This window comes from Alkalibaculum bacchi, assembly GCF_937875145.1.
Taxonomy (GTDB): domain Bacteria; phylum Bacillota; class Clostridia; order Eubacteriales; family Alkalibacteraceae; genus Alkalibaculum; species Alkalibaculum bacchi_A.
Genome location: NZ_CALNCS010000015.1, coordinates 1 through 19,250, shown reverse-complemented (window position 1 = coordinate 19,250; position 19,250 = coordinate 1). Strand labels below are relative to the sequence as shown.

The 19,250-nt window shown below is 34.9% G+C and carries 16 protein-coding genes and 1 pseudogene; 5 read left to right on the top strand and 12 right to left on the bottom strand.

Annotated elements, in window-relative coordinates:
- Positions 1-131 precede the first annotated feature (131 nt).
- On the bottom strand, positions 132-2,780 hold the full coding sequence (locus Q7P22_RS00910) for a valine--tRNA ligase (protein WP_303859665.1): 2,649 nt from the start codon (positions 2,778-2,780) through the stop codon (positions 132-134).
- 422 nt (positions 2,781-3,202) lie between these two features.
- Between Q7P22_RS00910 and mgtE the strand changes: the two genes are divergently transcribed.
- Complete coding sequence (gene mgtE, locus Q7P22_RS00905) at positions 3,203-4,534, top strand: magnesium transporter (RefSeq protein WP_113920729.1); 1,332 nt, start codon at positions 3,203-3,205, stop codon at positions 4,532-4,534.
- A 182-nt stretch (positions 4,535-4,716) separates the two neighbouring features.
- Here mgtE and Q7P22_RS00900 read toward each other — a convergent pair whose 3' ends face one another.
- The 3 genes from Q7P22_RS00900 to Q7P22_RS00890 form a co-directional block, all read right to left on the bottom strand.
- Positions 4,717-5,820: a glycosyltransferase gene (locus Q7P22_RS00900; RefSeq protein ID WP_303859664.1), complete on the bottom strand. Its 1,104-nt coding sequence runs from the start codon at positions 5,818-5,820 to the stop codon at positions 4,717-4,719.
- 78 nt (positions 5,821-5,898) lie between these two features.
- Positions 5,899-6,066 (bottom strand): hypothetical protein, encoded by a 168-nt coding sequence (locus tag Q7P22_RS00895; protein ID WP_303859663.1) that lies wholly within the window; start codon positions 6,064-6,066, stop codon positions 5,899-5,901.
- A gap of 144 nt (positions 6,067-6,210) precedes the next feature.
- On the bottom strand, positions 6,211-7,191 hold the full coding sequence (locus Q7P22_RS00890) for an SIR2 family protein (protein WP_303859662.1): 981 nt from the start codon (positions 7,189-7,191) through the stop codon (positions 6,211-6,213).
- A 205-nt stretch (positions 7,192-7,396) separates the two neighbouring features.
- Between Q7P22_RS00890 and Q7P22_RS00885 the strand changes: the two genes are divergently transcribed.
- The 3 genes from Q7P22_RS00885 to Q7P22_RS00875 are packed head-to-tail and all read left to right on the top strand — an operon-like array spanning position 7,397 to position 9,972.
- Entirely contained in the window at positions 7,397-8,401 is a 1,005-nt protein-coding gene (locus tag Q7P22_RS00885) for an ABC transporter substrate-binding protein (RefSeq protein WP_303859661.1), read from the top strand.
- 37 nt (positions 8,402-8,438) lie between these two features.
- Entirely contained in the window at positions 8,439-9,176 is a 738-nt protein-coding gene (locus Q7P22_RS00880; protein WP_303859675.1) for an ABC transporter ATP-binding protein, read from the top strand.
- Positions 9,166-9,972: an ABC transporter permease gene (locus Q7P22_RS00875; RefSeq protein WP_113920734.1), complete on the top strand. Its 807-nt coding sequence runs from the start codon at positions 9,166-9,168 to the stop codon at positions 9,970-9,972. The genes Q7P22_RS00880 and Q7P22_RS00875 overlap by 11 nt, the downstream gene beginning before the upstream one ends.
- 147 nt (positions 9,973-10,119) lie before the next feature.
- On the opposite strand, the gene Q7P22_RS00870 is transcribed toward Q7P22_RS00875, so the two are convergent.
- From Q7P22_RS00870 to Q7P22_RS00850, 5 genes are all read right to left on the bottom strand, one after another.
- The gene (locus tag Q7P22_RS00870; protein ID WP_113920735.1) at positions 10,120-10,269 is read right to left on the bottom strand and encodes a stress-responsive transcriptional regulator PspC; all 150 of its coding nucleotides are present in this window, start codon (positions 10,267-10,269) and stop codon (positions 10,120-10,122) included.
- A gap of 140 nt (positions 10,270-10,409) precedes the next feature.
- Complete coding sequence (locus Q7P22_RS00865; RefSeq protein ID WP_303859660.1) at positions 10,410-12,125, bottom strand: ABC transporter ATP-binding protein; 1,716 nt, start codon at positions 12,123-12,125, stop codon at positions 10,410-10,412.
- A 23-nt stretch (positions 12,126-12,148) separates the two neighbouring features.
- On the bottom strand, positions 12,149-12,970 hold the full coding sequence (gene proB / locus Q7P22_RS00860) for a glutamate 5-kinase (protein WP_369695461.1): 822 nt from the start codon (positions 12,968-12,970) through the stop codon (positions 12,149-12,151).
- Between the two features lie 2 nt (positions 12,971-12,972).
- Entirely contained in the window at positions 12,973-13,926 is a 954-nt protein-coding gene (locus Q7P22_RS00855; RefSeq protein ID WP_303859658.1) for a dipeptidase, read from the bottom strand.
- A gap of 175 nt (positions 13,927-14,101) precedes the next feature.
- Complete coding sequence (locus tag Q7P22_RS00850) at positions 14,102-14,704, bottom strand: zinc dependent phospholipase C family protein (protein WP_303859657.1); 603 nt, start codon at positions 14,702-14,704, stop codon at positions 14,102-14,104.
- Between the two features lie 144 nt (positions 14,705-14,848).
- Here Q7P22_RS00850 and rlmD point away from each other — a divergent pair, with 144 nt between their 5' ends.
- Positions 14,849-16,204, top strand: coding sequence for a 23S rRNA (uracil(1939)-C(5))-methyltransferase RlmD (gene rlmD / locus Q7P22_RS00845; protein WP_303859656.1), 1,356 nt, complete (start codon positions 14,849-14,851; stop codon positions 16,202-16,204).
- A 137-nt stretch (positions 16,205-16,341) separates the two neighbouring features.
- Here rlmD and Q7P22_RS00840 read toward each other — a convergent pair.
- The 3 genes and pseudogenes from Q7P22_RS00840 to Q7P22_RS00830 form a co-directional block, all read right to left on the bottom strand.
- Positions 16,342-16,541 (bottom strand): annotated as a pseudogene (locus Q7P22_RS00840) (EamA family transporter); the annotation flags it as partial.
- Between the two features lie 38 nt (positions 16,542-16,579).
- Positions 16,580-17,569, bottom strand: coding sequence for a dihydropteroate synthase (gene folP / locus Q7P22_RS00835; protein WP_303859655.1), 990 nt, complete (start codon positions 17,567-17,569; stop codon positions 16,580-16,582).
- A 10-nt stretch (positions 17,570-17,579) separates the two neighbouring features.
- Positions 17,580-18,944: an SLC13 family permease gene (locus tag Q7P22_RS00830; protein ID WP_113920741.1), complete on the bottom strand. Its 1,365-nt coding sequence runs from the start codon at positions 18,942-18,944 to the stop codon at positions 17,580-17,582.
- Between the last annotated feature and the right edge of the window lie 306 nt (positions 18,945-19,250).

Genomic DNA, 19,250 nt, shown 5'->3' with positions numbered 1-19,250 from the left:
GTTAATCAGTTATTTCATGATTGCTTACATTATTTAATAACCCTGCAACTTATGGAGCCAATGTCAAAAATAGGCTTTCCTATTATATAAAATACAGGGAGGCTACAAGCCTCCCTGCTAAAGAGTTTTCTCTAAAGGTATTTGTTTAACATTTCTATTACATTTTGTAACATGATCTCATACTTTTCTTTTTTGGCCTTTTCCTCATCTATTATTTTCTGAGGCGCTTTTTTTACAAAACCTTCATTGGCCAGCTTTTTATTTACTCGGTCTACTTCTTTTTCAAGATAAGCCTTCTCTTTATTAAGCCTCTCAATTTCCTTTTCTTTGTCGATTAAATCTGCTAAAGGAATAAAGATTTCTCCTCCACTGATTACACTGCTTGCTACATTGTCTGGAACCTGAGATTTATTTAGTACACGAACATCAGTAGCATTTGCTAGACTCATAATATAGCCTTTACCATTTAAGATGACTTCTTCAATAGCTTGATCTTTGGCTACTATGAGGATCTCTGCCTTTTTTGATGGGACAACATTCATCTCTGCTCGGATATTTCGCACGCTTTTGATAATATCCATAACGAGTTCAATTTCCTCTTCTTCCTTTTGGAAGTTAAACTTTTCATTGTAAACAGGCCAAACTGCTTTCATAATCGTGTCTTCATCAACTAAATGAGTATATATTTCCTCCGTAATAAAAGGCATAAATGGATGTAAAAGTTTAAGTGCATTTTTTAAGACAAAAGCTAATGTATACTGTGCTGCAATCTTGCTATTGCCACCGTCTTTATTATACAATCTAGATTTTACAAGTTCAATATACCAATCGCAGAATTCATTCCAAATAAAGTCGTAAAGCTTTTGAGCTGCAATACCCATTTCGTATTTTTCCATATTGTCTGTTATTTCAGAGGTAATTTTATTTAATCGACTGATGATCCATTTATCTGCATTTTCTAAATTTTCTAGTGCAAGACTTTCTTGCTCAAAAGTATCTTCATGAATATTCATCATAACAAATCGAGATGCATTCCAAATCTTATTGGCAAAGTTACGATTAGCGATGATTTTGTCATCGGACCAGCGAATATCATTACCTGGAGCATTTCCAGTTACTATAGTGAATCTTAAGACATCAGCACCATATTCCTTAATAACTTCTAAAGGATTAATTCCATTTCCTAGGGATTTACTCATCTTTCTACCCTGCGAATCTCGAATCAAACCGTGGATATATACGTCCTTAAAGGGTGTTTCTCCCATTTGTTCGATTCCAGAGAAGATCATCCGAGCTACCCAGAAAAAGATGATATCATATGCTGTTACTAATACATTAGTAGGATAATGCTTCTTTAAATCTTCGGTATCATTAGGCCAGCCTAATGTAGAAAATGGCCATAACGCTGAACTAAACCAAGTATCAAGTACATCTTCATCTTGATAAATATTGTGAGACTGGCATTTTGTACAGGAAGTTGGCTTTTCTTTGGCTACCATTACTTCACCGCAATCCTGACAGTAATAAGCAGGAATTCGGTGTCCCCACCAAAGCTGTCTTGATATACACCAGTCTTTTATATTTTCCATCCAGTTAAAGTAAATCTTACTAAATCGATCTGGAACAAAGTTTGTAGACTTATTTTTTACAGCTTCAATTGCCGGTTCTGCTAAAGGTTTCATATCTACAAACCATTGGCTAGAAATAATGGGCTCAACAGTTGTATCGCAGCGGTAACAAGAACCTACATTGTGATCATGGCCTTCAATTTTTTCTAGAAGACCAAACTCTCTCAAGTCCTCTACAATTTGCTTTCTAGCTTCATACCGATCTAAACCTTCATATTTTCCTGCTAGTTCATTCATGCTAGCATCGTCATTCATTACCCTAATTTGTTCAAGATTATGCCTTAAACCTACCTCAAAGTCATTAGGGTCATGTGCAGGAGTCATTTTTACTACACCTGTACCAAATTCCATATCTACGTAGTCATCTGCAACGATTGGAATCTCTCTATTTACTAAAGGTAAAATTACAGTCTTTCCAACAAGGTGTTTGTATCTTTGGTCCTCTGGGTTTACTGCAACACCTGAGTCTCCTAGCATAGTCTCTGGTCTTGTTGTAGCAACGATCACATATTCATCGCTATCCTTAATTGGGTAGCGAATATGCCAAAAATGACCTTGTTGCTCGCTATATTCTACTTCGGCATCAGAAAGGGCGGTTTTACAATCGGGACACCAATTAATAATGCGGCTTCCACGATAAATAAGGCCCTTGTCGTACAATCTTACAAAAGCTTCCTTTACTGCTTCACTACAGCCTTCGTCCATAGTGAATCTTTCTCTAGACCAGTCACAAGAAGCGCCTAATTTTTTAAACTGATTGGTAATTCTGCCCTTATATTCAGTTGCCCAGTCCCAAGCTCGATTTAAAAACTCTTCTCGTCCAATCTCTTCTTTGGTCCTATCTTCCTCTTGGCGAATCTTCTCTACTACTTTTACTTCTGTAGCAATACTGGCATGATCCGTTCCAGGTAGCCATAGTGCTGCATAGCCTTGCATACGCTTCCAACGAGTCAAAATATCTTGTAATGTACCATCAAAAGCATGTCCCAAATGAAGTTGCCCTGTAATATTTGGAGGTGGCATTACTATTGTATATGGATCTCCTTTAGGATTGATTTCAGGTTTAAAATAACCTTGAGACTCCCAATGAGAATATATTTTTTCTTCCATGTCTTTTGGATTATATACCGTGGACATATTTGTTTCCAACAAAATCACTCCTCTGTGTAGAGCGCCTACGCGCATTTGTTCTAAGTTATAAGTTGTAAGTTCTAAGTAAAACCTGTTAGGTCACCATTGGTGACCGCTATGTAGGGTCTATAGATATGAACCCTACAATTTCACTTGTGCAAACACCTGAAAGCCTTTATTTGTATATTTTTCAGGCTTTTTAAAAGACCATATTTTACATCTATACTGCATTATATCGATTTTTATCTTATTGTACAAGCAAAATTCGTAAGCTATTGCTTTATTGCCTTGCTTATTGAACAAAAAAACATTTATAATAGATAGATGAATGGAGGTGTAATCATGGATGATAATCCAGAAGGCAATTTAGAAAGACCCGTTAACCCATCCATGCTTACATATTGTGGATGGGAATCGGCAAAATAAAATAAGAGGTGATTCCCTTGGAACAAGTAATAGAATTAATCGACAAAAAACAATTTAAGGAATTAAGAAATTATCTATCTACACTACACCCTTTTGATATCTCTGAGATCATGGAAGAACTCAATAGCAAGCATAGCTTACTGGTTTTTCGATTGCTGTCAAAAGACATGGCCATTGAGGTATTTTCTCACATGGAGCCAGCTTACCAGGCTAAATTTTCTGAGTTAATTGCGGAAGAAGAACTAAGAGAGATTGTCAATGAGCTTAACTTTGACGATAAAATTGACTACCTTGAAGAAATTCCAGCCGTCTTAGTAAAAAAAATCTTAAAGAATACTCCTGAAAGCGAACGAAAATTAATCAATCAATTCTTTAATTACCCTGAATACTCTGCTGGCAGTATTATGACTATTGAATTTATCGATTTTAAGAAACAAATGACTGTGAAAGATTCCATTGCCCGGATTCGAAAAATAGGCTATGACAAAGAAACGATTTACACATGCTATGTTACAGATCGCTTTCGAAAACTAGAAGGGATAATCTCATTAAAAGATTTAATTTTAGCTGATGAATATGCCAAAATAGAAGATGTTATGCAAAGTGATTTTATATCTGTAACAACAACAACAGATCAAGAAACAGTAGCAACTACTTTCCGTGATTACGATTTACTGGCTCTTCCAGTCGTAGACTCAGAAAATCGATTAGTTGGTATTATCACAGTTGATGACGTCATCGATGTAATGGAAGAGGAGGTTACAGAAGACTTTCACTTAATGGCAGGTATGCAGGCCAATGAAGAAAGCTATTTAGATACTTCTGTCAAGGATTTAGTAAAAAAACGTTTTCCTTGGTTAGCTATTCTAATGATATCCGCTGCCTTCACAAGAGCAATTATGGAAGGTTATGATTCTCTATTAAGCAGTGTCATACTTCTCAGCGCTAACATTCCAATGCTGATGGGAACTAGTGGGAATGCTGGGTCTCAAGCTTCAACTTTAATGGTTCGTTCTATAGCTGTAGGAGATGTCGTTTTTAAAGACATATTCAAAGTACTATGGAAAGAATTGCGAGTCAGTATTTCCATAGGTATAGGATTAGCGATACTTAATTTTATCTCCTTAATTTTTTTCAGCCATTACCCTTTAGATATATCTCTTATTGTAAGTGTTACTTTAATCGCAACGATTACGGTAGCAAAATTGATCGGTTCGTCTTTGCCTATTCTCGCCAAGAAAATAGGGTTAGACCCTGCGATTATGGCCAATCCCATGATCAGCACTATATTAGATGCCTTGGTTTTAATTACATATTTTAGTATATGTAGTATGGCACTGGGGATTTAATTTTAAGTAGAAAGCGGAATGCGGAACTTTATAAGTTGGTATGTTGGAAAAAATAGTTAAGAATGACCCGAAAGAAAGTTCCGCATTCAACTTTCCGCTTTCTGCTAAAATATAAAACTCCTCGCAAAAGCGAAGAGCATCTTTTACTAATTATTCATTTTTTCATTGTTCATTGTTCACTGTTATTTGTTCATCAGCTCATTACCTAGCTTTATAATGCGTTCTATGGATTGTTCTTTTGACAATTCAGACATATTTTTAGCCATATTATCTAAAATATCCTTATTGGTTACCAGATGATCTACTACGCTAGTAATATCCTCAATATGATCTACTTTAATGGCCATGCCTGTTTCTTGTAGAAAATCTGCATTTTCTTCTTCTTGTCCAGGTATATAGTAAGGAATAATCATGGGAATATTTTTTATAATTGCTTCTGTAGTAGTCAGCCCACCTGGTTTTGTTATAATTACATCCGCCATATCCATTAGTTTTGGAATTTGTTCTACAAAGCCATGAATTTCGATTTTTTTAGTTGTTTCTTCTTCCTGAACTAATTTTTCAATTCTCTTCTTTAGTTTCTCATTATTTCCGCATACCACAATAATTTTTAAATAATGCTTTGTTTTCAGTAGACTAGACAATGCCTTTTCTACCTGTGAAACTCCCATTGAGCCACCCATCAACAATACAGATAGATCCACGTCGTAATCTTTTATGATTTTTGAGTTATAATCTAAGAAAGACTTTCTTACTGGAATACCATAAGGGTAGATTTTGTCGCCTGGCACGCCTTTTTCTATCATATCTTCCTTTGTGTACTCACTTCCTACGATATATGCACTTACATTTTTATTGAGATATGCCCTATGAATCATATAATCTGTGACAATTGAAATGATCGGCGTATCAAATTCGCCTTCTCCTTTAAGCGTTCCTAAAACGTTTGTTACAAGAGGATGTGTGACCACAATCAATGCTGGGTTTTCAGACTGAATAATCTTTAAAAGCCTTTTTTCAGCGATATCTGTTATTACTGCGATGACATAATGGCTTAATGTTTCATTATTTGCAGCTCGATACAATCTACCGTATGTACGAGGCGTAATTTGAACAATTTTTTCATAACCTTTTGAAATCACATTGTCCAATATACTGCTGGTTTCTTTAAAAGCGTCATATGTAATAGCATCACAAGCAGAAGCTTCAAAGTGTTCTCTCAAGGATTTCGCTGCGATATTATGTCCTCCACCTGTTGAGGCTGAAAAAATTAATACTTTTTTCACTATATCAACTCCGTCTGTTTTTTGGCACCTTGATATATTGTACCCCATTCTTGTAAAAAATGAAATAGATGAATAAATTTATTGCTCATATAAGTGGTAATGGCTATGATATTTAAATAATATCCCTTTTGATACTAATTGCTCCAGGTCTGATTCATCTCCTTGGAATCCTTGAAATAATAAATCATTATAAGTCTGAGGTCCACAATACTTTAAAATTGCAATAATTTTATCTAATTCAATCATGCTCTCCCTCCTCTTATACAGTAAAACTTATATAATCCTTTGTATATGTATATGCAGAGAAGGTATAAAAATAATAGAAAGCATATAAATAATAAACTAAGACAAAATTTGCTCTCTTATTCAATTTTAATTTTATACAAAACTTTAATGAGGAATGAATCTTTCTGGTTCTTTACAAAAATCTTGGAAAGAGTGATTCGTATAATGAATATTTCCATTAAAGAAAAGCTTATACTTGTCTTTTTCTTTTTCAATTTTTTCTGGTAGTTTTCCCTCATAATTATTGATGATGATGATATTAAAGGGTTTGTCTTTATATAGTTCCGCTCGTTTTAGTATAAACTTAATATAGAGATCTGCATCAGGAAAGGAATAACCACAAAAAATGATATTTTCTACTTCATATAAGCCTTTATTTAAATTATGATAAATATTATTTAGATAATAATTACTTATTTCTTTGTAAAAAGTAGGCGGAACGATAATGGATTTAAACTGATTATGGCAGATATTACAAGCGTAATCTTCTTTAATGATGCTCTTGAGCATTCCGTCTTCGATCTGAGAAGATATTAAAAAATTATCGCACACATCACAATATTTCCAGTTTAAAGACCCAAAAATCTTATACAAAGGCAAACACTCCGATTGATGCTTATAAATATTTTTAAACCCATAGTCGATGTCTAATCCATTAGACAGTATTGCACTGTCTAGGAGCAAATCGTAATTTGTGGTAATGAAAATCACATCCATAAGAAGCTCCTCTTTTTTTAGTTTCTCGATAAGTTGATTGTGATAAGTACTACCCTTGAGAAATTTGCGGTCTAAAATTTCTGCCATGGAAAATATGATGCCCTCTTTGATTTCTTCTGTATTAAAGTAAAACGATTCTCGTCTTTTCTCTGCTGAATAAAGCAATCCTAGAATTTCTTCGAAAGTAGGAAATACTTTTGTATCTCTTACATCCAGATTATAAGCTTTCATAAAAAAATCTTGTAAGACATTATAATATCTGTCTTTATCCTTCGAACATTCATTAAAATAAGCAGAAAACAATTCATCTTGTAAAGGCGCTCCTTCTGATTTTGAGGCCCCTGCACCAAAAAAAATCATACTTTTCATATTGTTTTAGTACCACCTCTTCTAAAAAACCACTCTATTATAGAAAGCAGCATTCTAATTATTTCGTCCCTACTATTATACTATTTTTTTATAAATTCATACCTGCCAACTAATTCATGGTACTAATAATTTTCTACCAAAATACTCACCACTTTTTTCCCCTTGAATATAATGACAGTATCAAAACATAAAGGAGGTTACTATTTTGAAGAAAAGTCGTTTACTTATTGCTCCCCTACTTATTATTACTATTTTGTTATTTTCCTTTGCAGGATGCCAAAAACAAGAGCTTAAAACCATCAAAGTTGCAGAAGTTACCCATTCTATCTTCTATGCTCCACTCTACGCAGCGATTAGCCAAGGTTTCTTTGAAGAAGAGGGCTTGCAATTAGAAGTTACAAACAGCCAAGGTGCAGACAAAGTACTTACTGCCGTTATTTCGGGAGATGCAGATATTGGATTTTGTGGTCCGGAGGCATCTGTTTATGTTTATAATCAAGGTAAAGAAGATTATGCCATTTCTTTTGCTCAATTAACAAAGAGAGACGGATCTTTTATTGTCGCTAGAGAACCTGATCCAGACTTTACTTTTGAAAAATTAAAAGGAAAGCATGTATTAGGTGGTCGAAAAGGTGGAATGCCTCTTATGAGCTTAGAATGGGTTCTTAAGGAAAACGGAGTCGACCCTGTAAAAGATATGAATATGGATACAAGTATCCAATTCGCAGCATTAGCTGGTGCCTTTAAAGGTGGTACTGGAGATTATGTATCTTTATTTGAGCCTACAGCATTAGCACTAGAAAAAGAAGGTGTTGGTTATGTAGTAGCTTCCCTTGGCTTAGCAAGTGGTGAAGTACCATATACTTGTTTTAATGCTACAAAAAGTTTTATGGCAGAAAATCCTAACGAAATTCAAGGATTCACTAATGCTATTTACAAAGGTCAACTTTGGGTGCAAGAACACTCTTATACAGAAATTGCAGAGGCGATTATTGAATTTTTCCCAGATACAGAAATGGATGATTTAATCGCTGTAGTAAAAAGATATAAAGATCAAGACTCATGGAATAACACTCCAATATTAAGCGAACATTCTTTTGATCACTTACAAAATATTCTTGATTCTGCAGGTGAATTAGATGCAAGAGCACCATATTCTGATCTTGTAAATACATCTTTTGCAGAGAAGGCTGTTGAGACAATTAAATGATTTGGAGGTGGATCAATTGCCTACTCCAGCGGCACGAATTAAAAATTTAAGAAAAATTTTTCATACTAGAAATGGAGAGACATTAGCTATAGAGGATTTTTCTCTACACATTAATGAAGGAGAATTCATCGTATTAGTAGGGCCAAGTGGATGCGGCAAGACTACGGTATTATCAATATTAGCTGGTTTAGTTCAACCATCCTCAGGTGAGATTATTTACTGCGATGACCACGTCCGAATGGGCTATATGTTACAAGACGATCACCTTTTTCCTTGGAGGACGATTTTAGACAATATATATCTAGGATTAGAAATTCAGGGACGTGATACAATTGAAAATAAGGAAAGAGCAGAATCCTTACTTACAACTTATGGTTTGTCCAAGTTTAAGAATCATTATCCAAACCAATTGTCTGGTGGCATGAGACAACGAGCTGCATTAATTCGAACATTAGCAGTGAATCCCGAAATATTGCTTCTAGACGAACCCTTTTCTGCCTTAGATTATCAGACGAGAATGGCAGTAACGGATGATATTGGTTCTATCATCAAAAGAGAAGCTAAAACAGCAGTCATGGTTACCCACGACATTACAGAGGCTATTTCCTTAGCAGATCGGGTAGTCATTATGACACAGCGACCAGGAAAAATCAAAAAAATACATGATATTATATTGACTGGGACAGATGGTACGCCAAGTCAAAATAGAAAAGCTCCAGAATTTATGAATTACTATAATGATATATGGAAGGAGCTTGATATACATGTACAATGATAATCAATATTCAGATGAACACATAAGATATTTACGTAAAATAAAGAAAAACGAGCGTATGGTATTGATTACCCGTATTATGATATTAGTGCTCTTTGTCCTATTATGGGAAGTAGCAGCGAACCTAGAATGGGTTGACGCCTTCATTACAAGCCAACCGAGTAAAATTGTAGATACATTTGGATCTCTTTTAGCATCAGGTACTCTCTTTAAGCATCTGTTTACCACAGTAGCAGAAACTGTTATAGGATTTGTAGTCAGTACCATTGCGGGCACGCTTATTGCTATTGCACTTTGGTGGTCGCCTTTCCTCTCAGAAGTTGTAGACCCTTACTTAGTCGTATTAAACAGTTTGCCTAAAGTAGCCCTTGGGCCAGTTATCCTAGTATGGGTTGGTGCAGGTCCAGCATCCATCATCGTAATGACCTTACTGATTTCCTTGTTTGTAACCATAACAAGTGTATACACAGGCTTTAAAGAAGTGGATAAAGCAAAAATTACCTTAGTAGAGACATTTGGTGGCACCAAAAAACAAGTACTTACGAAAGTTTTACTGCCTGCTACTTATCCAACTATTGCAAGTGCATTAAAAATCAATGTGGGCTTATCCTGGGTAGGAGTTATCATGGGAGAGTTTTTAGTATCAAAAGCAGGTTTAGGCTATCTCATCATTTACGGCAGTCAAGTCTTCCAATTAGACTTAGTAATGACGAGCACCGTCGTATTAGCAGTATCCGCAGGTACTATGTATGCAATAGTTGCTTGGCTTGAAAAAAAACTCATACCTTATAAATAAAAGAATGGCTCCATGGGCCATTCTTTTATTTTGCCACCAGCGGTCAGCAGTTAGGTTTAGGGATTCCTTTTGGGTCCTTAAGTAAGTTCTAAGCAAAACCTATGCCACCAATGGTGGCCTGTTGGTTTTGCTTACCACCTTACCACCTTACTCAAACTCTTTCGAAAACCTATAATCCACCTTCACCAATCTACCGCCTATTTTCTTCTGTTGTTGCTTGTCGATCACATAAAGTATACCTAGTACTGTAAGTGCCGTTGAAAGCACTACTGTTCCTATTTTAATTAAATTTTTCATTACAATCTCCTCCGCGCTCTGTCTTAGTTTTATTATATAACTATATTAGGGAAAAAAGCAACTCTCGGGCATTTCTCTAGGCTTCTTTGGCTACCGAAGATAGCTATTTTTCCTAAACGCTAGTTACTGGTCGCTATCTTTTACTGTAGTTTCTGCGCATCATATAAAGACTTGTACACGCCTTCTAGGGCGATTAATTCTTCGTGGGTACCTTGTTCAGTGATTCCCTCGTCGGTTAGGACGATGATTCGATCCGCATTTTGTACCGTAGCTAATCTGTGGGCAATTACTAGCGTAGTTCTACTCTTAGATAATAAGTCAAAGGATTCTTGTATTATGCGTTCATTCTCATTATCTAATGCAGATGTGGCTTCATCTAGAATTAAAATCGATGGATTCTTTAAGAAGATTCTTGCTATAGAGATTCGTTGCTTTTGTCCACCAGACAATTTGACGCCTCTTTCACCTGTAAAAGTATCATAACTATTAGGCAGTTTTGAAATAAATTCATGTGCATTGGCAAGTTTTGCAGCGCGAATGACATCTTCTTCTGTAGCTTCAATATCCCCATATCGAATATTTTCACTGATGGTACCAGCAAATAAAAACACATCTTGCTGGACAATGCCAATATTTTCTCTTAAACTTTTTAGCGTTACATCTCGAATATCTATATCATCTATTGCAATCTTTCCACTTGTAACTTCATAAAACCTGGGGATTAGACTGCATATTGTGGTTTTTCCAGCTCCAGATGGCCCTACTAGAGCAATCGTTTCACCTTGTTCAATCTTTAGATTGATATTTGACAATACTTGTTCACTATCATTATACTTAAATCCTACATTTGAGAATGTAATTTGTCCTTTTGCCTTGCTCATGTTTTTAGCGTTAGGAGCATCTACAATATCTGGATGAATATTCATTACTTCTATAAAACGACCAAAGCCTGCACCAGCTTTTTGAAAAGTCTCCATCAAGTTTGCAATCCTCTTAACAGGCTCTAGAAAAATGGAAATATACAACATAAATTGAACAAATACACCTATACTAATTTGATTGTAATATACAAACAAGCCACCGAAAAAGATTACCACTAAGTTTAATACATTAGAGAATAATCCAATACCTGAATGAAATTCCCCCATATATTTATAAGAGTCTTCTTTAATTTCCTTATAATCATTATTTCCTACTTCAAATTTATCCTTTTCATAATTCTCATTGCCAAAAGATTGGACAACTCTTATACCGGAAATACTATCTTCAATTTGAGCATTGATATCTGCTATTCTTGCTTTAGTCTCTCTAAAAGCAGATTTCATCTTTTTATTTTTTAATATGGTGAAGGCAATCATTACAGGTACTAAAGAAAAAGTAATTAAGGTCAACTTCCAGCTATTTAGTACCATAATAATAAATGTACCAATCAAAGTAACGGAAGCTATAAATATGTCTTCAGGTCCATGGTGGGCAAACTCAGCAATATCAAACAAATCATTAATCAATCTAGACATGATATGTCCTGTTTTCGTATTGTCAAAATAGTTAAAAGACAGTTTTTGTATATGATGAAATAAATCACTTCTCATATCCGATTCTATTCGCACGCCAAGGACGTGACCCCAATAGGTTACAATATAATTTAAAATATATCTTAAAACGTAAACGATAAAAATAAAAAAGGATATATACATGAGATTGTCTAGATTTTTATTTGGTATCGCATCATCAATTAATACGGCAATTAAACCAGGAATGAGTAAATCCAGCAAGGACATTAAAAAAGCACAGCCAAAATCTAAATAAAACAACTTCATGTGAGGCCTATAATATTTTGCAAATTTTTTAATCAAGTTCAAGAAACACGCCTTTCTATTTATCTGTTTTGAAGACAATTTTTACTAATATATGTTCCAATTTCCTTGCCTTCCAATATTTCATAAATATTACCCACATTTTCAGACGACGCTAATACTGTAGGAATAGATCTTTGGGCTGCAAGTTTTGCAGCATTTAGCTTCGTAATCATTCCTCCTGTACCAAATTCAGTTTTAGAATCTTCAGCAAGATCATAGATTTCTTCATTCAGTTGATCTATATAAGTGATTAATCTAGCTTGTGGGTTCTTCGAAGGATTCGAATCACATAAACCTTCTACATCTGAAAGAATGAGAAGAACATCTGCTTTTGTCAAACCAGAAACCATTGCAGAAAGAGTATCATTATCCCCAATTCGGTCTCCTTCTAATTCACTTGTAGAAACTGTATCATTTTCATTTACAATAGGTATTATTCCCATTTCAAATAATGCATTGAAAGTATTCATTGCGTTATTTGATTTAATTTTGCTGCTAAATACATCTCGAGTTAAAAGGATCTGTGCAATATTTTGATTGTAATCACTAAAGAATTTTTCGTATAATCGCATGAGTACTGCTTGACCAACTGCAGCTGCTGCTTGTTTCATGGGTAATTCCCTTGGCTTTTCACTTATTCCGATTTTACCCATACCTGCCCCCACTGCGCCAGAAGAAACGAGTACCATTTCCTTCCCACTATTCTGTAAGTCAGAAATTACTCTTGTGAGCTCTTCCATTTTTTTTAAATTAATTTTTCCACTTTTATAGGTAATAGATGACGTTCCAATTTTTATGACAATCCGTTTAGCATGGACAATACTTTCTCTCAATTCATTCACTCCTAATTTAGACATTCTTTTATGATTCTCTCAGCGTTAAGATAAGAGATTTTTTCTATTTCATTTGTTCGAAATCCCGCACGATCTAAAGCAATCAAAAGTTTATTTATCTCACCAATATTGCGGATTTCAAGCTCTCCATCTATTCCATCAAAATCTGTCCCTAATGCCAGTACATCTATTCCCGCTTTGTTTTTGATGTGTTTTACGTGTTGGATCATATCTTCTACTTTGCTCGTTTCTCCTTGTCCTAAGAAATGAGGGCAAAAATTAAGGCCCATGATACCGCCTTTATCTGCTAGTAAACCCATCATTTTGTCCGTTAAATTCCTAGGCACATTAGTAATTGCCCTTGAATTAGAATGCGATGCAATAACTGGTTTTTTAGAGTGCTTTATACAGTCATAAAAACAACCATCAGACAAGTGAGATACATCGATGATCATTCCCAATTCATTCATCTTTTCTACTACCTGAAACCCAAAATTCTTTAGACCCTTTTTCATATCCTTCTCATCATAAGAATTAGGATACCCAATGCAATTTTCGTAATTCCAAGTAAGTGTAATCAGTCGGAGACCTAATTCATAAAATTCCTCTAATCTCTCTATTTTGTCCTCTAAAAAATGCCCCTCTTCTATCGTTAAAAAAGCGGATAGTATTCCGTTTTCCCTATTGGCTTTTACATCTGAATAGTTTTTTGCTAGCTTAATATATTCCTGATTTTTCTCCAGTTCCCTAATAAATACCTTGTAAAATTCTTTTGTATATTTGTAGATATCTAGCTTTTGTTCTTCTATCCAAGCTTTATTTAAAAACATAGCAAAGAACTGGGCATCTACCTTGCCTTGAATTAACTTCTTAATATCTATAGAGTAAGAATTTTCATAAAGGCTCTCTTCTTGTAGCTCATAAATCTTTTTGATTGTATCACAATGTAAATCGATGATTCCCATATATTCACCCCGTTTAAGTTCTAATTAAAATTTCTTGCCAAGGGCGAGGTTTGGTTTTTCTGACCACCTCACTACCTTGTTAACATAAAACGAAAGAAGCTACTTTTAAAAAATAGCTTCTTTACATCGCTACCTTATGATAGCTGTTATTTCATCCAAACTAAATATTTTACTATTATACATGCAAAACTTCTACTGCTGGGCAATCTGCTTTTTCTAATTCAAAGATAAATCCACATAACACGATAACGCTATAAGATATAGCATGCTCTACATCTGTCACAAATTGCTTTTGATAGTCTCTATTTTCCATATTTAAGTAACTACTATGTTTTGTTCCAAGGAAATTATAAATATCAAAATTCAGGCTTGTAAAAAAGTTGTCTTGAACTTTTTCTCTTACATCATTTTTTAATTGATAATCATATATGTACTCGGCTAAACCATTTTCGTATCTCACGTGTTTTTTAAAATCACCGATGCTTCTCATCCTCTTATTGTGAGCCAAGCAAAAGGAATCGCACACATAATGGGATAACATACCTAATGTAAAGGAGACTCCCCATTTATTTTTATTCTTATTGATGATATTTTCTGATTGTAGTTCATAATTATGATAGACTTGCTTTATATTATGTATTCGGACTCTTTTTTTAAGATTACAATCTGGGTATACTGCACCTAGTTCCAACATATCTCTTTCTATTTTTATATCAATTTGATCCTCTAAAATGTCTGATATATGGTTCGCTAAAATAATATGCGATTTTAAGTTCAAGTTTGAAAGTCCCCTTTCTAATCCAACTACTATTTTATACTAAATTGACAAAAATTCAATAGGTTAATTTACATATTACTATATTTATGAATATGTGTTACCATAAATTAATTATATTTTATATTAAATTCTATGGAGGAAGCTATGGTAAAAAAAGGAGAAACAATTGATATTACAATTGATGATGTAAAATTCCCCAATAAAGGCATTGCACATATTGAAGGAGATAAAAAAGTCACAATAAAAAATGCAATACCTGGTCAAAAGCTTAGAGTAAAAGTTAAAAAGAAAAGAAGAGATAAAATAGATGCAATTGTATTAGAAAAATTACAAAGTGCTTCTAATGAAGTAAATCCACCCTGCCCTGTCTTTGAAGAGTGTGGAGGCTGTACCTATCAAAATCTCACTTATGAGGATCAGCTATCCTTAAAGAAAAAATTTATTTTAGATATATTGAAAGATTTTAATATACAAGAAATCTACGAAGGAGTAGAAGGCTCAAAGAACTCCTTTGAATACCGTAATAAAATGGAGTTCTCCTTTGGGGATGAATACAAAGATGGACCTTTGACCCTTGGCCTTCACAAGAGAAGCAGTATGTATGACATCGTAAACACTGATGTTTGCATATTAGTAGACGAGGATTTTCGAGATATTTTAAAATCAGTCCTCTCTTATGCTAAAAAAAACAATTATTCTTACTATCACAAAAGAACCCACCAAGGCTTACTTCGTCATTTAGTTCTTCGAAAGGGCATTATGACAGGAGAAATCCTAGTCAATCTTGTAACCAGCTCTCAAGGATCAATTGATGAAGAAGGCTTAACTCGTACTATACTAAATTTACCCCTAAAGGGACAAATTAAAGGTATTATACACACAGTAAATGACAGCTTAGCAGATGTAGTTCAAGAAGATAGTGGAAAAATCCTTTATGGACAAGGATTTATTACAGATAAACTATATGATTTATCCTTTAATATTACACCTTACTCCTTCTTTCAAACCAATACTATTGGGGCTATGCAATTGTATTCTGTAGTAAAAGACTTTGTGGGTACAGGCAAAAACAAGATTATTTACGACCTATACTGTGGCACGGGCACCATTGCCCAAGTACTATCCCCTTGCGCCGATAAAGTTGTAGGTATTGAATTAGTGGAAGAAGCCGTCATCGCTGCCAGAGAAAATGCCAAACTAAACGGTATTGATAATTGCGAATTTTTAGCAGGAGATGTTTTAGAACTAGTCGATACATTAACTGAAAAACCAGATGTAATCATTCTAGACCCACCAAGAGACGGCATTCATCCTAAGGCCATATGGAAGATCCTAAATTTTGAGCCGAAATCCTTTATCTACGTCTCCTGCAAACCAACTTCTCTAGCAAGAGATCTGCCATTCTTTTTAGAAAAGGGCTATGAAATCAAACGAGTAAAATCCGTAGATATGTTCCCGCAGACACCACATGTAGAAACAGTTGTTCTGTTATCTAGGTAACCCAAGGGTTTAAGAGAATTAAATAATATATTTTAGTAGTTTTGCCAACGTAATTTATTTTGCGTTGGCAAAATAAAAAAAGGCCGCTCAAGATAACGAAGTGCTGTTATTTTGTATTTTTTTAGTTTCAATATTCCTTCAGCAAATACTGCACCACCGATAATTAATATTGCACCAAGAACTTGAATTGGTTGCAGTATTTCTTTTAAAAATAGGACGCAAAAAAGAACAACTGAAAGAGGCTCTAAATAACCACAAATGCTACAGTCTGCACTGGTAGACGCCCGATTGAGGAAAAATACAAATAGCAACTTATACCGGTGTTGAGCAGACCAATCCATTTTTAAGTCCAACTCTTGACTATAACTTGCTTACTTATTTTTTATAATGATTCTTAAAATTTACTACTTGATAGGCTGATAAATCTCCACCTGTGTCGAGTTCTGCTAGTCTTACTGCATCTGCTACTATTTGAGCTGGCTTTGAGGCTCTTACATTGTGAACTCTTAAAACCTCTATCCCCTGGGAAGCGGCTAGAACTGTTAGGGCTGCAGATCCCTCATCTTTTAAGACATGTGTTTTTGACTCCTCCCCTTCCATATCATAGCCAGCTTCGTCTAGGAGGTTGTTGATGAATCTTTTTCTAGAGACTCCTACAAAGGCTGTGTAGTCGTCTTTATGAAGAAGATCCATCCTATTTAAGAGCTGGAGGTTTTCTTTCCTAGTAAGACCAAAGCCAATCCCTGGGTCTAGCATGATGTGTTCTTTTTCGATGCCAGCCTTCTTTGCTATCTCAATTGAATCATAGAAAAATTGCATCATTTGTTCTTCTATTGTCTTACCTTGATATCTACCCAACTCTTCTTCATTCATTTTCGCTTCGCCGAAAACTGGAAAAATTATAGATGAAGGGTGATCTGGCCTGTAGGTAACTGGATTGTTCATAAGGATAAGACCTGCCTTTGTTTCTGCAACAACTTCAGCCATATTTGAATCTCCTCTAAGACCTGTTATATCATTAATAATGTCTGCCCCTGCTTCAATAGCCCCCTTAGCTACTTGTGATTTCCAGGTATCGATGGAGATTGGCACGTCTACTCTCTTTTTTAACTCTTTAATAACAGTAGAAATTCTATCAAGTTCTTCTTGCCAAGAAACTGGGCTTGAGCCTGGTCTTGTAGATTCTCCTCCAATATCAAGCATTCCAGCGCCTTCTTCAACCAGCTGAACACCTCTGTTTACAGCATTTTGAAAGCTATACCACTTGCCTCCATCTGAAAAAGAGTCTGGAGTTACATTTACAATTCCGCAAATAATGGTTCTTGATGTATCGAGCACTTTGTTTAAATATTTAAATTTTCTCATTTTATTTCTCCTATCCAATAAAATTCCACCATGGTATATATAAAAGTGCTAGGACTAAAAATGTAACTGGCATCATGACTATCCCATTTTTAAACATAATCTTATCATCATAATAGCCCTTTCCTACTCCTATCATCATATTAGCATGATGATGAGGAAGTAAGAAGTGAATGTTTACCACAATATAATTTAATAGTACTATAACCGCTACACTATAACCACTTGCAAGACCGAGTGGGATAAAAAGTGGTAGGACTACTGAAAGCGTAGCCACGGCTGAACCTATAAGCACGTGAAGAACCATGGTAACTAGGGCCAAGGCTAGTAGGAAGAACGGTGAATCTCCTGGCGGAATAATCGCTTGTAGGTAGTCAAAGATTACTTGAGAAATTCCATTAGCCCCCATTACCTTTCCTATTGAAAAGGCTGCTGTTAAGAAGATTATAAACCTTGGATTGATTTCTTTTAGATCTTCCTTTGTTAAAATCTTTATCGCATACATAATAATTACTGCCACTAAGGCCACAAGCCATTCAGAGATGCCGTGGACTCCTACTGTCATCCAAAGAAAGATTACAACCAGCATAAGAATTGTTGGGATTCCTGTTTTCTTTCCTTCTATATCTTTTTCCTGCTTAGAAAAAACAATCATATCTGCATCAAATTCTGCAAGTTCCTTCCTAAAGATAAGCTTTGTAAGAAAGAAAGTAATCACACATAAAATAAGTGTTGGTACAAACATATGAGGTGTCCAGTTTCCAAAATAAAGCTCTGCCGTAGCCATCTGACCTCCGAAGCTAATAGCTGATTGATTTAAAACGATATCTCCATTTGAGAAGAGCATGTATGTTATTGAAACCGCCCAAAACACATTAAAGAGTAGGACTGGCTTTGTCTTAGAATACTTCTTATCATCGCTCAAGATGTTATAGAAGAATCTGGCTAGTATTACGCTCCTTGCAAAGGCTTGAGGAATTAGGAAAATTAAAACAATTCCTAAAATATAAGGAAGCACTAATAGGACATTTAGCTTGTAGCCTGTTTTTTCTAGTATCTTGCCAACTAGTTTTTCAACAAGGCCTGTCCTTGTTATCCCAACTGAAAGTAGGGATGTTGCCATAATAAGCAGAGCCGTATCCGACCAAATAAATCCTATAATTTCTGTGGGTGCGTTTTTACCAACTAGAATAAAGATAGATAAAAGGGCAATACTAGTAATAGATTTGTCGATTGCTGCAGTTGCCCATAAAGAGATTCCAGCTATTAAGGCTGTACTTAAAATCACCTGAGTCGCTGTAAAATCAAACGGATTTAGAGCTGCGTATATAGCACAAACTATGGCTATAATTGATAGACTTCTTTTCTTAATCTGCATTTTATCATCCTTTCCATTTCTAGCCTCGGATAATAAAAAAGACCCAAGGCTATGATATCTTTGAAATATCTCAGCTTGGATCTCTTAAAACAGATCACGGTGTTCGATAATTTTTTACATGTCGCAATTTTTACGACAGAGCAAAATTTTGCTTAAATTTATATTAACATATTGAAATTTCACATGCAAGAAATAAATTAAGAAGTATATGTTTTAGATAAAAACAGTTTTTAATTATAATTATAATAAAACCGCAAATTTCAAGTTTAAGTTAGCCACCCTTGTGATTCTGTTGCTAGGTCTAAC